The sequence below is a fragment of the Frankia sp. Hr75.2 genome (assembly GCF_949319125.1).
In the GTDB taxonomy this organism is placed as follows: Bacteria; Actinomycetota; Actinomycetes; order Frankiales; family Frankiaceae; genus Parafrankia; species Parafrankia soli.
Genome location: NZ_CASGGV010000286.1, coordinates 40895 through 54811, shown reverse-complemented (window position 1 = coordinate 54811; position 13917 = coordinate 40895). Strand labels below are relative to the sequence as shown.

The following is a 13917-nucleotide window of genomic DNA, read 5'->3' as shown; positions in this document are numbered from 1 at the left end:
GCGGCCGCCGGCCGTCAGTCAGCCGCGCAGGACGGCGCCCGTCCGGCTGGTGGCCTCGGCGACGGCCGCGTCACGGGCATCGTTGGCCTCGGCCGCCGTCAGTGTCCGGTCCGGGGCCCGCAGGCGCAGGCCGAAGGCCAGCGAACGGCGGTCGGGGCCGACCTGGTCGCCCTCGTAGACGTCGAACAGCGACAGCGCCTCCAGCAGGTCTCCGGCCCCCGCCCGCAACGCCTCGGTCACCGCCGCGACGGAGACGTCCACCGCGGTGACCAGCGCGACGTCACGGTCGGCCGGCGGGAAGGTGGAGATCGCGGGAGCCGCGACCGGCGGCCGCTCGAGCGCGGCGCCGATCAGCGCGTCCAGGTCCAGCTCCATCGCGCAGGTGCGCGCCGGCAGCCCGGCGGACCCGAGGACCCGCGGGTGCAGCTCCCCGGCGTACCCGACGACCCGGCCGTCGACCGACAGCTCGGCGCAGCGGCCGGGGTGCCAGGGCATGGCATCCCCGGCGGCGACGGCCAGCTCGACGCCGACCGCGGCGGCGGCGGCATGCGCGGCGGCCAGGGCGTCGCCCCAGTCGGCGGCCCGCCCCGGACCCCACCAGCCGGCGGGCTCACGCAGGCCGGTGAGCACCACCGCGACATGACGCGGCTGACGGGGCAGGGCCGCGTTCAGCGCGGTGACCTCGTCCTCGCTGGGACGGCGGTCGACCGGCGGCGTGACCACCGCGGCCGGCGCGCCCGCCGGCTCCCGGAAGACCAGCCCGCTCTCGAACAGCGCGAGATCGGTCTGGCCGCGGCCGAGGTTGCGCACGGCCGTGGCGATCAGCCCCGACAGCAGCGTGGTGCGCAGGTAGGAGGCGTCCTGGGCGATCGGGTTCGCCACCCGCACCGCCGCCCGGCGCTCGTCGCCGGCGGGCAGGCCGAGCGCGTCGGCGGCGTCCTCGGCGACGAACGGGAGGGTGAGCACCTCGACGAACCCGTCGGCGGCGAGCGCCCGCCCGACGGCCCGCCGCATCTGCTGGGCGGCGGTGAGACCGCGCCCAGCGGGCAGCAGCGGCAGCGTCACCGGGATGGTGTCGTACCCCTCGAGCCGCACGACCTCCTCGACCAGATCCGCGGGGCGGAGCAGGTCGGGCCGCCAGGACGGCGCCGTCACCAGGAGCTCGCCCGGCTCGCCCGGACTACCCGCCGCCTCGGCGGGCTCCGGGTCGCGCAGCAGGCAGCCGACGTCGGTGAGGCGGCGGCGGATCGCATCCACCGGGTAGGGACGGCCGGCCAGCCGCTCGGGCTCGCCGAGCGGGAACACGATCGGCTCCGGCGCCGCGCGGTGGTCGACGTCGGTGACACCGGGCTCGGCGGTGGCTCCGGCCAGCTCGCGCAGCAGGTCGACGGCCCGCTGCGCGGCGACCGGCGCGAGCGCCGGGTCGACCCCGCGCTCGAAGCGGCGCGACGCCTCGGAGCCGAGGCGGTGCCGGCGGGCCGTCCGGGCGACGGTCACCGCGTCGAAGTGCGCGGACTCCAGCACGATGTCGGTGGTCGCCGCGGAGATCTCCGTCGCGGCGCCGCCCATCACCCCGGCGAGCGCGATCGGCCCGGAGTCGTCGGCGATGACGAGGTCCTCGGGGTCGAGCTCGCGGTCGACGCCGTCCAGGGTGAGCAGCCGCTCCCCCGCCCGGGCCCGGCGGACGACGATCGGGCCGGTGAGCTTCGCCCGGTCGAACGCGTGCAGGGGCTGCCCCAGACCGAGCATGATGATGTTGGTGACGTCGACCGGCGCGGAGATCGGCCGCATGCCGGCCAGCGACAGCCGCCGCGACCAGTCCAGCGGGGTGCGCGCGGCGGGGTCGACACCGCTGACCGTCCGGGCGACGTAGCGATCGCAGGCGGCGGTGTCCTCGACCCGCACCGGGTATCCGGCCGCGGAGTCGGCGCCGGTCGCGGCAGGCTCGTCGGAGCCCCAGGCACCGGGGTCGTCGAACGGCAGGCCGAAAGCCGTCGCCGCTTCCCGGGCGATGCCGCGCACCGACAGGCCGTAGCCCCGGTCCGGGGTGACGGCGATGTCGAGCACCTCGTCGCCGAGGCCGAGCAGCTCGGCGATGTCCGTCCCGATCCGGGAACCCGCGGGCAGGACGAGGATCCCGCTGTGGTCCTCCCCGAGGCCCAGCTCCCGGGCCGAGCAGATCATCCCGTCGCTGACGTGCCCGTACGTCTTGCGGGAGCTGATCTCGAACCCGCCGGGCAGCACCGAGCCGGGCAGCGCGACCGGCACCCGGTCGCCGACCTCGAAGTTGAACGCGCCGCAGACGATCCCGCGCACACCGGGCTCCGCCTCCCCCGACCCGGATGCCACGGGCCCGCCCGGCTCACCGAGCTCGGCGACCCGCACCCGGCAGAAGCGGACGTCCTTCTTCTTCGCCGCGACGACCTCGATCGAGAGCACCTCGCCGACCACCACGCCGGCCAGGTCGCCACCGACGGTCTCCAGGCCCTCGACCTCGAAACCGGCGCGGATCAGCGCGTCGGCCACGGCCTTCGCCGGCGGCAGGCCGCCGACCTGCTCACGCAGCCACGACATCACGATTCTCACCGGGTCAGCCCTCGCTTCCGAACGGCAGGCCGAAGCGGACGTCCCCGTCGACGAAGTCGCGGATCTCGCGGACGTCGTGCCGGGTCATCGCGGCCCGTTCCAGGCCCATCCCGAAGGCGAAACCGCTGTAGCGCGCAGGGTCGACCCCGCAGGCCCGCAGCACGTTCGGGTCGACCATCCCGCAGCCGCCGGCCTCGATCCAGCCCTCGTCGGAGCAGACCCGGCACGGCTGGCGGGCGGCGTCGCCACGGCAGGCGAAGCACTGGACGTCCAGCTCGGCGGACGGCTCGGTGAACGGGAAGAACGACGGCCGCAGCCGGGTGGACAGTCCGGAACCGAACAGCGCCTGGGCGAACACCTCGAGGGTGCCGCGCAGGTCGGCCATGGTGATGCCCTCGTCGACGGCGAGGCACTCGAGCTGGCCGAACACCGGCGAGTGCGTCGCGTCGATCGTGTCGTTGCGGTAGGTGCGCCCGGGGCAGACCACGTAGACCGGCAGCGGGCGGGACAGCAGCGAGCGGATCTGCACCGGCGAGGTGTGCGTGCGCAGCAGCCGGCCGGACGCGGCCGGCTCGACGTAGAGCGTGTCGTGCTCGCTGCGCGCGGGGTGGTCGGGCGCCATGTTGAGCGCCTCGAAGTTGAACCAGTCGTGCTCCACCTCGGGGCCCTCGGCGACCTCGTAGCCCATGGCCACGAAGACGTCGGTGAGCCGGTCGGAGAGCAGGCTCAGCGGGTGGCGGGCGCCGCGGCGGCGGCGGTCGACCGGCAGGGTCACGTCGACCCGCTCGGCGACCAGGATCTCGGCGTCACGCCGGGCGGTGAGCTCGACCAGCCGGGCCTCGTAGGCGGCCCGGACCTTCGCGGTCGCGGCGTTGTGCGCGCGGCCGGCCTCCGCCCGGTGCTCGCGGGGCAGGGCGCCGAGCTCGCGACGGGCGAGCATCAGCGGCGCCTGCTGTCCGTCCACGTGGGCGGTGCGCACGGCGGACAGCGCGGCCAGGTCGTCGGCCCCGGCGATCGCGGCGAGTGCAGCGGCCGCGGCACCGTCGAGCCGTCCGGGATCCAGGGCACCGAGATCCACGGGATCAGCGGTCTCGTTGGGGGCGGGCACGATGATCATCCTCATCGACGGTGGGCGGGCTGGCACAGCCCGCCCGAATGGATGGGTCGGTTCTCCGGGGCGCCCGCCGGTGGTTCGTCGTACGCGGCCTCAGCCGAACACGGGCCCACCGGCGGGCACGAAAAATCGGAACTCCGCCCCGCCGCCCGGCGCCTTGCCGACCGAGATCGTCCCACCGTGCGCGTCGATCAGCGCCTTGGCGATGTACAGCCCGAGACCGGTGCCGTTCCCGCGGCTCGCGCCGCGCCAGAACTTGGCGAACACCCGGGTGGCGTTGGCCTCCGGGACTCCGTCGCCCTCGTCGCCGACCGTCACCTCGGCGCCTGTCCCCGTACCGCTGAGCACGACGGTCACAGTACCCGCGCCGTGGCGCAACGCGTTGTCGACGAGGTTGTGGAGCACCTGCTCGATCTTGTCGGGGTCGACCCACATCTCGGGCAGGTCGCCCTCCATCCGGACGGCGAACCGCTCCGGTGGGGCGGAGCCGGCCGCGATCTTGCCCTCGACGACCCGGCGGACGGCGACGCGCATGTCCACGATCTGCTTGCGGATCTGCACCCGGCCGGCGTCGATGCGGGAGACGTCGAGCAGCTCGGTCAGCAGCCTGGTGACCCGGTCGGCGTCGGTGTTGACGGTGTTGAGCATGAGCTTCTTCTGCTCGTCGGTGAATCTGTCCCACCGGGCGAGCAGGGTCGCCGTGAACCCCTTCACGCTGGTCAGCGGCGAGCGCAGCTCGTGCGCGACCGTGGCGATGAGATCGGCGCGGTTGCGCTCGATCCGCTCCCGGCTGACCGTGTCACGCAGGCAGACGGCGACCCGTACGAGGGCGCCTTCGACACGGGTGAACCGGGTGGTGACGTTGAAGTCATGGTCGGAGGCGGGACCGGCGTAGGTCAGCCGGCGCTCGGGCTGCCCGGTGACCCGGGGCAGCTCGCGGCTCGGCTGCGAGCACTCCCACCAGTCGTTGCCCCGCTCGTCGAGCAGCGGCAGGACGTCGGTGACGTGCCGACCGACCGCGTACCCGGCGGACAGCCCGGTCATCTTCGTCGCGGCGGCGTTGAAGAGCTCCACAGTGCCCGTCGCGTCGGTGACGACCACCGGGTCGGGCAGCAGGTCGAGGGCCGCCGGAGAAAGCACGTCCACCGACTCCTCCGCGGTCTCGGTCTCGGTCTCACCAGCCCCGTGCGCCGTGGCGCCGACGTCGGGGACACCGGCGGCTACGGCGTCACCCTCCGTGACACCGACGTCCGGTACACCGACGATCTGGTCGTCGTCCGCGACGTAATGCCCGGAAGTGGACGCGACGATGCGCGTCAATGCGCCCCACCTCCCCCGGCGCCGGACGTAGCGGACCCGACCATTCTCTGCGCCCGCGCCGACGCATACAGACACAGCGCTGACGCAACCGCAAGATTCAGCGACTCGGCCTGACCGTACACCGGTACCCGCACCGCCGCGTCCGCGGACGCCGCCGTCGCCGGCGTGAGGCCTCTCGCCTCGTTGCCGAAGACCCAGGCCGTCGGCCCCGCCAGCGTGCCCACGCCGGCCAGGTCGTCAAGGTCGCGGGCCGCGTGGCCCGAGGCCGCCAGCACCAGGCACCCGGCCCGGCGCAGCGCCCCGACGACCGCGGGGCCGTCCTCGGCGACCACGACCGGCAGGTGGAACAGGCTCCCCGCGGACGCCCGGACGCACTTCCCCCCGAAGGGGTCGACGCTGTTCCCGGTGAACACGACCGCGTCGGCGCCGGCCGCGTCGGCCGAGCGAATCACGGTACCGGCGTTCCCCGGGTCGTTCGCGCCCTCGCAGACCGCGACCAGGCGCGGCCGGCCCAGATCCGCCAGCTCGTGGCGGGGCAGCTCGGCGACGCCGACCAGGCCCTGCGGGGTCACCGTCTCCGACAGCGCCGCGGCGGCGGCGTCCGTCACGAGCCGGACCGGCAGGTCGGCCGCGGCCAGCAGGTCCGCGTGCCGCTCCGCCGCCGACTCGCCGACGAAGAGCTCCACCAGGGCACCCACGGCGAGCGCCGCGGTGACCGCCTGCGCGCCCTCGACGAGGAACAACCCCTCGCCGCGGCGATCCGCCGGCCGCCGCAGCCGGCGGGCGGCGGCGACCCGGGCCGAGCGCAGCCCGTCCACCCGCCCGGGCGACGGGCGGGCGGCCCGGCCGCCGGCCGCCGGCCCGGACCGGCCGCCGGCGAGGGCTGTCGGCCGGCCCGCGGAGCGGCCCTGCGGGTGGCGAGGCGACACCGGTGGAAGCCCGTGGTGCCTCAGGCGGCCGAGGTCTCGGCCGCCGCGGGCAGCGCCGCGCGGGCGACCTCGACGAGGGCGGCGAACGCGGCCGCGTCGTTGACGGCGAGATCGGCGAGGATCTTGCGGTCCACCTCGACACCGGCCAGCCGCAGGCCCTGGACGAAGCGGTTGTAGGTCAGACCGTTCGCCCGCGCCGCGGCGTTGATACGAGTGATCCACAGCTGCCGGAAGTCGCCCTTGCGCGCGCGACGGTCCCGGTAGGAGTAGGTCATCGAGTGGAGCATCTGCTCCTTGGCCTTGCGGTAGAGCCGCGAGCGCTGGCCCCGGTAACCGCTGGCGGCCTCGAGAACCTCGCGGCGCTTCTTCTGGGCGTTGACCGCCCGCTTCACGCGTGCCATGAGGGCACCTGTCTCCTTCGTTCGTTCACTTCCGGCCCCCGGACCCCGCCAGGGAGCGTCGGCGGAGGCGGAACTGTCAGCGAGCCAGCAGGCGCTTGATGCGCCGGTTGTCCGCGGAGCTCAGCGGGACCTCGTCGTACAGCCGGCGGGTGCGGCGGCTCGTCTTGTGCTCGAGCAGGTGGGCGCGGTTGGCGCGCCGACGCATGATCTTGCCGGTGCCGGTGACGCGGAACCGCTTCCCGGTACCGGTGTGGGTCTTCATCTTGGGCATGATCGTGTCCCTGTGGGTGGATTGCGGGCACGCGCCGCTGGCGCGCCTGTTCGAGGTATCCGTGCTGTGTGCACGTCGTTGCGACTTCGCCCGGCGTGACCTACACCTGGCTGGCGGACTCCGGGAGCCGCTGGGGCTTGGCGCCCTTGTGCGGGGCCATGACCATCGTCATGTTCCGGCCGTCCTGCTTGGGCTGGGCCTCGACGTAGCCAAGGTCGGCCACGTCGGTCGACAGCCGCTGCAGCAGCCGGATGCCGAGCTCGGGACGGGACTGCTCCCGACCTCGGAACATGATGGTGATCTTGACCTTGTCGCCGGCCTTGAGGAACCGCACTACGTGACCCTTCTTGGTCTCGTAGTCGTGCGGATCGATCTTCGGTCGGAGCTTCATCTCCTTGATGACCGTCTGGACCTGGTTCTTACGAGCCTCGCGACGCTTCTGGTCGGACTCGTACTTGAACTTTCCGTAGTCCATCAGCTTGCAGACCGGCGGACGGGCAGTCGGCGCCACCTCGACGAGGTCGAGGTCGGACTCCTGCGCCAGGCGCATGGCTTCCCCGATGGAGACGATGCCGATCTGCTCGCCCTCCGCACCTACGAGGCGAACCTCCGGAACGCGGATCCGGTCATTGATACGTGACTCTGTGCTGATGTGCTTTCCTCCGTGGCTCGACGCGCGGGCACGACCTCACCGCAGCGGAGCACCAAGCCCGGGACATCCCGGACTCCCGGCCGACAATGCCGTGGGAACGGCTCGGCCGACCGGCGACCCGGCCACCGCGTGCGAGCCGGTCGAATTAACGACCAGCCGGCTGACTGTTCCGCGGCGACGACGGGTGGAGGGCGAACCCCCGCTTTGACCCGATCACGGGGCCCGAGCGACGTGCCGTCGGGACGCCTGCCACCGCAGTGGCCTTGCCACCTTGGTGACCCTGCCACGTCAGTGGCCTTGCCAACTAAGTGACCTTGCCACCTCAGTGACATGTCGCGCCCAAGCACGACCCCAGGACCCGCCATCAGGCGGTCTACGGTCCAGCGTAGCAGAGATGCCCGGCAGGACCGATCAACGCCGACCCCGGTGGCACGGCCCCACCCCGGCGCCGCGGCCGGCCGGGCACCGCGGCGGAGCGGGTCCGGGCCCGCGGGATGTCCACTCGGACCCGACCGACCTGCGCCGGCCACGCGGCCACAGGTCAGGCGCGGCCGTCCCGACGGCGGAACAGCGAACGCCGAGGGGGGCGCACCCCGCGGCCGAGATGGGCGCGCACCGCTGGCACCTCGGTGGGGTCGACGACGAGCACGGCGGCCTCCGCGCTCCCGCCGCCCGCCGCGGATCCGCCGGGCCCGTCCTCGATCAGCAGGCGCAGCCGGCGCACGATCTCGGTGATCATGTCGTCGCCCCCGGGAGCGGCGCCCCCGGCAGCCCCGGTGTCCCCGAAATCCCCCGCACCCCCGAAATCGCCGGGGCCGTCTGGATTCTCCGTGTCGCCTGGATTCTCGAGGTACCCGCGGTCGACGGCGTCCCGGCTCCCGGCCCTGCCCGCGGCGTCCCCGGCACCAGCGGTGGCACCGGCACCAGCCGCGGCACCAGCCGCGGCGGCACCGACGGCGGCAGCGGCGGTGCCGGCGGCGCCGTTCACCGCGACGGCGAGGACCGGGCGGGCCGGCCAGCGCTGCCCGATCGACTCCGCCAGCTCCGCCGGCCAGACCTCCGTCTCCGGCGGCAGGCCGGCGAGCGCGGCGCGGATCCGCCGACGGCCCCGCGCGCCGAGCGGCACCGGGCGCGGGCGGAGCAGACCACCCCCGGAGTCTGCCGCGACGATCAGCTCGTCCGCGTGGCCGTCGGCGCCAGCGGTCGCCGGGCCCGCCGCGCCCCGCATGGCGGCGGACGTCCCCGGCTCGCCCGACGAGATCCACATGCCCTCGCCGCCACCGAAGGGCCGCGGGCCACGCCGGCCGACCCCGCCGCCGACATCCCCGGCGGCGGGCCGGACGTCCAGGGTGACCGGGGCCGGGCCGCCGAGGTCGATCACGACGGCGGCCAGGCCCATCCGGACGGCCTCCGCGCACGCGTCGGGCAGCGTCACGGGAACGGGGCGCACCGAGGGGCGCCAGGCCGCCATCACGTCCACCGCACTGAACACCGGCAGCGCACCGGAGCCTGACGGCGTACGCAGGGTGACCAGGACCATGTCGCTCTTCTTGTCCGCGCCGGTCAGCGCGTCGGTGGCGAGAGCCCGGGCCTCGACCCCGACGAACACCCGGGCGCCAGGAAGCGCCGCGGTGAGCGCGGCACGGTCGCCTGAGCGCAGGGCCGCCAGCAACGCGGAGTCGGCACGGCCGTGGTCACCCTGCCCGGGTGGCGTCAGCAGGTCGGGGGACACCCCATCGACTGTAGTGCGTGAAAGTGGCGCTCCGGGACCACACCCGTCGCCTTTGGAGGGGTAGGCGGCCAGGTGTCCGGCGCCGGCGGTCGCGCGGGGTGGGGCCGGCTCGGCCGGTCCGACCCCACCCCGCGCGACCGGCTCAGCCGGTGCCCGGCCGACGGCCGCCCGGACCCGCCACGGACGCCGGGTCGACGGCCGTGGCGAGATCGTCGAACGCGGCCCGGGTGCGCTTGCGCAGGCTCCGCCAGGCGAACGGACGGCTGTCCGTCAGCGCCGGGTCGAACGGGACGACCACCACGAGACGGGCGCGGCCGGCCAGGTCGTCCAGGCGCTGCCGGGCGGCGCGGGTCAGCCGGGTGGGGTAGGTCTCGACCACGGCCACGAGCGCCGAGGCTGCGAGGTCGCGGCGGCCGGCCCCGCCGAGCGCGGTGAGCGCGTCGTCCGTCGCGGCCAGTTCGGCCTCGCCGGCCCGGGTGGTGACCACAACGAGATCACTGCGCGCGAGCAGGGTCGCCGGCACCGGCTGACTCCATCCCGACGGCCCGTCCGCGATGACCACCGGGAACCACCGGGCAAGCAGGTCCAGGGCCGCGGCCAGCTCGTCGCCGGCCAGGCCGGGCGCGGTGAGATCGTGCACGCCGGGCAGCACCTCGAGCCCGCCCGGACCGTCGGCGGCCAGGTAGCGCCGCAGCTCGGTCAGCGACGCGACCGGGGGCCGGGCCCCCGCCAGCTCGCGCAGCCCGACCCGGCGCGGCCGCAGACCGACCCGCTGGGTCAGCATGCCGTACTGGTCCGGGCAGGCGTCGACGGCGGCGATGCGGGAGTGGGCGCGCGCGGCGAGCGCCATGCCCAGGCCGGCCGCCACCGTCGTGCGGCCGCAGCCGCCACCGAACCCACCGACCAGGACCCGCAGGGCGCGTACCGCCGGACGCCGGTCCGTAGCGGGAACGACTTCGGCCGACGGCCGGGGCGTCTCGGACGCGGCCGGCAGCGGCGCGGCCGGCCGGGGCACGGCGGGTGCCGGAGCCACCCGTTCCACCGCTCGCGACGGCACGGGTGCTCGAGGGGCCGGATTCGGCGGCGGCGGTGCTGGGGATGGCGGTGGCGGCGGAGCGGGCGGCAGCGGGACCGACGGCGGCAGGGTGGGCAGTGATCCGAAGGACGCCGCGCGCTCCCACTGGGCCGGGGGCCGCTCCCCGGTCGGTGTGGCGGCGGTCCCGACGTCGGGCGTCCACCCGCCCGCGGACGGCGCCGGGGCGGGACTGGGCAGAGGAGCGGTGGCCTCGCCCTCGATCACCGCCCGCCCGGGCGCCGGAGCCCGCGCCGGCGTCGGCTGGGCCGGCGGCGGCGCAGACGGCGGCCGGACAGACGGCGGCGCAGGCGGCGGGACGGCCTGCTGACCGGATGACGGCGCGGGAGCGGGCGCGCCCGGCGGCACCTGCCGGTCAGGCGGTGTCTGCCGGTCGGACGGGGGCGCCTGGTGCCGGTCAGGTGGGGCAGCCGCGGGCGGAGGGACCGCGGGCGGGCCGGCCGGAGCGGGCGAAGCGGGCGTCCGCCGGACGGCCGGCGGAGTCGGCGGCGGTGCGCCGCGCCCCGGCTCGGGCCGCGGCGGGCGCGGGCGGCTGCGGGTCTGCCGGCGGCTGACCGTCGCCCGGCCGGGCTGGGTCTCCTGCGACATCCGCATGCCCAGCAGGGAGACCGGGCGGGCGTCGCCCTCGGAGTCGCTCTCGCCGCCCGCCTCGGGCGTCACCGGCTCCGGTTCGGCACCGAACGGGTCGCGGCCCGCTCCCGGGTAGTCGGACCCCTCGGAGCCCGAATCGCGCGAGGACGGCCCACCGGCCGCGTCACGTTCAGACCCGTGGCCCGTCACCTGCATGTCCCCACCTCATGTGTGTCGACCGTCCGAAAGGTCGGCACCGGTGGTGAGCCCCCCGCCCACCGCCGGTGCCGACCTGTCGCACCGGAACCTCGCCATGAGGTGACACGGACGCGGCGATCCCCCTCAGACCCGCTCCCGCAACCACCACCGTGCGGCAACCGTACGCCCCGACGGCGACGCACCTGACCAGGCCCTGCCGCACCAGACCCTGCCGCACCAGACCCTGCCGCGCGAGGTCACCGATACGGTTCGAAACCACAGTCTCGCGGAACGTGTGACATCACAAGTACGCCGGGCCGTCACCGCCCGGTGACGACGGCCCGGCGACCGACGGCCCACCGGGGGCCCACACTGGTGGCCGGGCCCCGGCGAGGGCACGGCCGGCGGCTACCCGCGGCCGGCCGCGCCGCGGCGGCCCGTCAGGTGAGGGCGCCGATGCCGCGCAGGATGACGGCGGTGTCGAGCGCGGCGAGGGTGGCCTCGCGGCCCTTGTCCTCCGCCGAGCCCGGCAGGCCGGCACGGTCCCTGGCCTGCTCAACGGTGTCGCAGGTCAGCAGGCCGAAGCCGACCGGCACCCCGGCGTCGAGGGTGATCCGCACCAGGCCGTCCGTCACGAAGCGGCAGACGTACTCGAAGTGCGGGGTGCCGCCGCGGATCACCGCGCCCAGCGCCACCACCGCGTCGTGGCGCGCCGCCAGGGCGGCGACGACCACGGGCAGCTCGACGGCCCCGGAGACCCGCACGACGGTTGGCGTGGCCGTGACGCCCGAGTCCTTCGCCGCGCGCAGCGCGCCGGCGAGCAGCGCGTCGGTGATCTCCACATGCCACCGGGTGGCCACGATCGCCAGGCGCACCCCGCTGGCGTCGGGCAGCTCCTCGGCGGGTGCTCCGGCGCCGCTCATCGGGCCTCCTCGCAGGCCCGGTCCGCGCGGTCGGCGACCGGGGCCGCCGTCACCGGCCAGCGGTGGGCCTCGTGCGCGCCGGCGGTCTCGTCCCCGCCGACGACCTTCGGCAGGTCAGGCAGGCCGGGCAGGTCGTGGCCCATCCGGTCCCGCTTGGTCGTGAGGTAGCGCAGGTTCTCCGGGGTGTGGGTCACCGGCAGCCCCACCTGCTCGACGATGCGCAGCCCATAGCCCTCCAGGCCCGCGCGCTTCGTCGGGTTGTTGGACAGCAGCCGCAGCCCGCGCACGCCCAGGTCCACCAGAATCTGGGCGCCGGTGCCGTAGTCGCGGGCGTCGGCCGGCAGCCCGAGGGCGAGGTTCGCGTCGACGGTGTCGTGCCCGGCGTCCTGGAGCTGGTAGGCCTGCAGCTTGTGCATGAGGCCGATGCCGCGGCCCTCGTGACCGCGCACGTAGAGCACCACACCTCGGCCCTCGGCCGCCACCGCGCGCAGCGCCGCGTCGAGCTGGTTGCCGCAGTCGCAGCGCTGGGAGCCGAAGACGTCCCCGGTCAGGCATTCGCTGTGCACCCTGACCAGGACGTTCTCCCCGTCACCGACCTCGCCGCGGATCAGCGCGATGTGCTCGACGCCGTCCAGGGTGCCCCGGTATCCGACGGCCCGGAAGGAGCCGTAGCGGGTCGGGATGCGGGCCTCGGCGACCCGCACGACCTGCTTCTCCGTCCGGCGGCGGTAGGCGATGAGGTCCGCGATCGAGATCAGGGCCAGGCCGTGTTCGCGGGCGAAGGCGGTCAGCTCCGGCAGCCGGGCCATGGAGCCGTCCTCGTTGACGATCTCGCAGATCGCCCCGGCCGGGCGCAGGCCCGCCAGCCGGGCGAGGTCGACGGCGGCCTCGGTGTGGCCGGGCCGGCGCAGCACGCCGCCCTCCTTCGCCCGCAGCGGGAAGATGTGCCCGGGCCGGGTCAGGTCGCCGGGCTGGGTGGCCGGGTCGGCGAGCAGCCGGATGGTCCGGGCACGGTCAGCGGCGGAGATCCCGGTGGTGACGCCGGAGCGGGCGTCCACCGAGATCGTGAACGCGGTGCCCATCCGGTCGGTGTTCTGCGGGACCATCTGGTCGAGGTCGAGCCGGTCGACCTCCGCGGGGTCGAGCGGTACGCAGACGACCCCCGCCGTGTGCCGGACCATGAAGGCGAGCAGCTCCGGCGTTGCCGCCTCGGCCGCGAAGATCAGGTCGCCCTCGTTCTCGCGGTCCGCGTCGTCGACCACGACGACCGGCCGGCCGGCGGCGATCTCGGCGATGGCGGTCTCGATCGTCGCGAAGCTCACCGACGCCTCGTCGGATGCCGTCGGGTGGGAGGCGGGCGCCGTCGGGTGGGAGGCGGCCGAGGAGTCGCCGGCCGGGTTCGTGGTCACCGGGTTCGTGGTCATCAGTGTGATCCGTTCAGGTCGGCGTGGAGCTTCTCGACATACTTGGCCACGACGTCCACCTCGATGTTGACCTTGTCACCGACGGCGCGGGTGCCCAGCGTCGTCGCGGCGAGGGTGGTCGGGATGAGGCTGACGGAGAAACTGGCCGGTTCACCGCCGGCCGCGGCGCGGACGTCGACGACGGTCAGGCTGACCCCGTCCACGGTCACCGAGCCCTTCTCGACGAGGTAGCGGTCCAGCCCCGGCGGCAGGCTGACGCGGACGACCTCCCAGTGCTCGGCCGGCACCCGCTCGAGGACGACGCCGACACCGTCGACGTGCCCCTGCACCAGATGCCCGCCGAGCCGGTCGGAGAGGCGGACGGGGCGCTCAAGGTTCACCCGGTCCCCGACCGAGAGGTCACCGAGGGCGGACCTGCGCAGCGTCTCGAGCATCACGTCCGCGGTGAAGCCGCCGGCCGCCGTCCCGGAGGAACCGGCCGGCCCAGATACGTCCCCGCCGGCGGCGCCGTCCGGGGGGTGGACGAACGAGGTCACCGTGAGACAGACCCCGTTCACGGCGATGGAAGCGCCGTGCGTCACGTCATCGAGTACGCCATGACACTCGACGGTCAGCGACGCGGCGTCATGCCGCGGCTCGATGGCGGTCACCACGCCGAGTTCTTCGACGATGCCGGTGAACATCCGACCCCGCACCTCCGGTCC

General features: G+C 75.1%; 12 protein-coding genes. All 12 read right to left on the bottom strand.

All coding sequences use genetic code 11. From position 1 onward, the window contains the following. Nucleotides 1-18: 18 nt before the first annotated feature. The 12 genes from pheT to AC559T_RS19755 all read right to left on the bottom strand — a co-directional run bounded on the left by pheT (nt 19) and on the right by AC559T_RS19755 (nt 13896). Entirely contained in the window at nt 19-2586 is a 2568-nt protein-coding gene (gene pheT / locus AC559T_RS19810; protein WP_498869684.1) for a phenylalanine--tRNA ligase subunit beta, read from the bottom strand. Nucleotides 2587-2590: 4 nt separating this feature from the next. Continuing rightward, nucleotides 2591-3703, bottom strand: coding sequence for a phenylalanine--tRNA ligase subunit alpha (pheS, locus tag AC559T_RS19805; protein ID WP_241831698.1), 1113 nt, complete (start codon nt 3701-3703; stop codon nt 2591-2593). Between the two features lie 90 nt (nt 3704-3793). Then, nucleotides 3794-5020: a sensor histidine kinase gene (locus tag AC559T_RS19800; protein WP_112108728.1), complete on the bottom strand. Its 1227-nt coding sequence runs from the start codon at nt 5018-5020 to the stop codon at nt 3794-3796. Beyond that, nucleotides 5017-5949 (bottom strand): TrmH family RNA methyltransferase, encoded by a 933-nt coding sequence (locus tag AC559T_RS19795; RefSeq protein ID WP_498869683.1) that lies wholly within the window; start codon nt 5947-5949, stop codon nt 5017-5019. Before AC559T_RS19795 ends, AC559T_RS19800 begins: the two co-directional genes overlap by 4 nt. A gap of 20 nt (nt 5950-5969) precedes the next feature. After that, complete coding sequence (gene rplT, locus AC559T_RS19790; protein WP_020459340.1) at nt 5970-6350, bottom strand: 50S ribosomal protein L20; 381 nt, start codon at nt 6348-6350, stop codon at nt 5970-5972. 76 nt (nt 6351-6426) lie between these two features. Beyond that, nucleotides 6427-6621, bottom strand: coding sequence for a 50S ribosomal protein L35 (rpmI, locus tag AC559T_RS19785; RefSeq protein ID WP_020459339.1), 195 nt, complete (start codon nt 6619-6621; stop codon nt 6427-6429). A 100-nt stretch (nt 6622-6721) separates the two neighbouring features. Continuing rightward, complete coding sequence (infC, locus tag AC559T_RS19780; RefSeq protein WP_326828233.1) at nt 6722-7243, bottom strand: translation initiation factor IF-3; 522 nt, start codon at nt 7241-7243, stop codon at nt 6722-6724. A gap of 571 nt (nt 7244-7814) precedes the next feature. Then, a complete protein-coding gene (locus tag AC559T_RS19775; protein WP_498869682.1) occupies nt 7815-9005 on the bottom strand; it encodes an SseB family protein in 1191 nt (396 codons plus the stop codon). A 142-nt stretch (nt 9006-9147) separates the two neighbouring features. After that, nucleotides 9148-10884: a MinD/ParA family ATP-binding protein gene (locus AC559T_RS19770; RefSeq protein ID WP_498869681.1), complete on the bottom strand. Its 1737-nt coding sequence runs from the start codon at nt 10882-10884 to the stop codon at nt 9148-9150. A 422-nt stretch (nt 10885-11306) separates the two neighbouring features. Continuing rightward, entirely contained in the window at nt 11307-11789 is a 483-nt protein-coding gene (gene ribH / locus AC559T_RS19765) for a 6,7-dimethyl-8-ribityllumazine synthase (RefSeq protein ID WP_071064863.1), read from the bottom strand. Beyond that, nucleotides 11786-13213 carry a bifunctional 3,4-dihydroxy-2-butanone-4-phosphate synthase/GTP cyclohydrolase II gene (locus tag AC559T_RS19760; RefSeq protein ID WP_498869680.1) on the bottom strand — a complete coding sequence of 476 codons (1428 nt, stop codon included), beginning with the start codon at nt 13211-13213 and terminating at the stop codon, nt 11786-11788. The genes ribH and AC559T_RS19760 overlap by 4 nt, the downstream gene beginning before the upstream one ends. Further along, nucleotides 13213-13896 (bottom strand): riboflavin synthase, encoded by a 684-nt coding sequence (locus AC559T_RS19755; RefSeq protein WP_498869679.1) that lies wholly within the window; start codon nt 13894-13896, stop codon nt 13213-13215. The genes AC559T_RS19760 and AC559T_RS19755 overlap by 1 nt, the downstream gene beginning before the upstream one ends. Between the last annotated feature and the right edge of the window lie 21 nt (nt 13897-13917).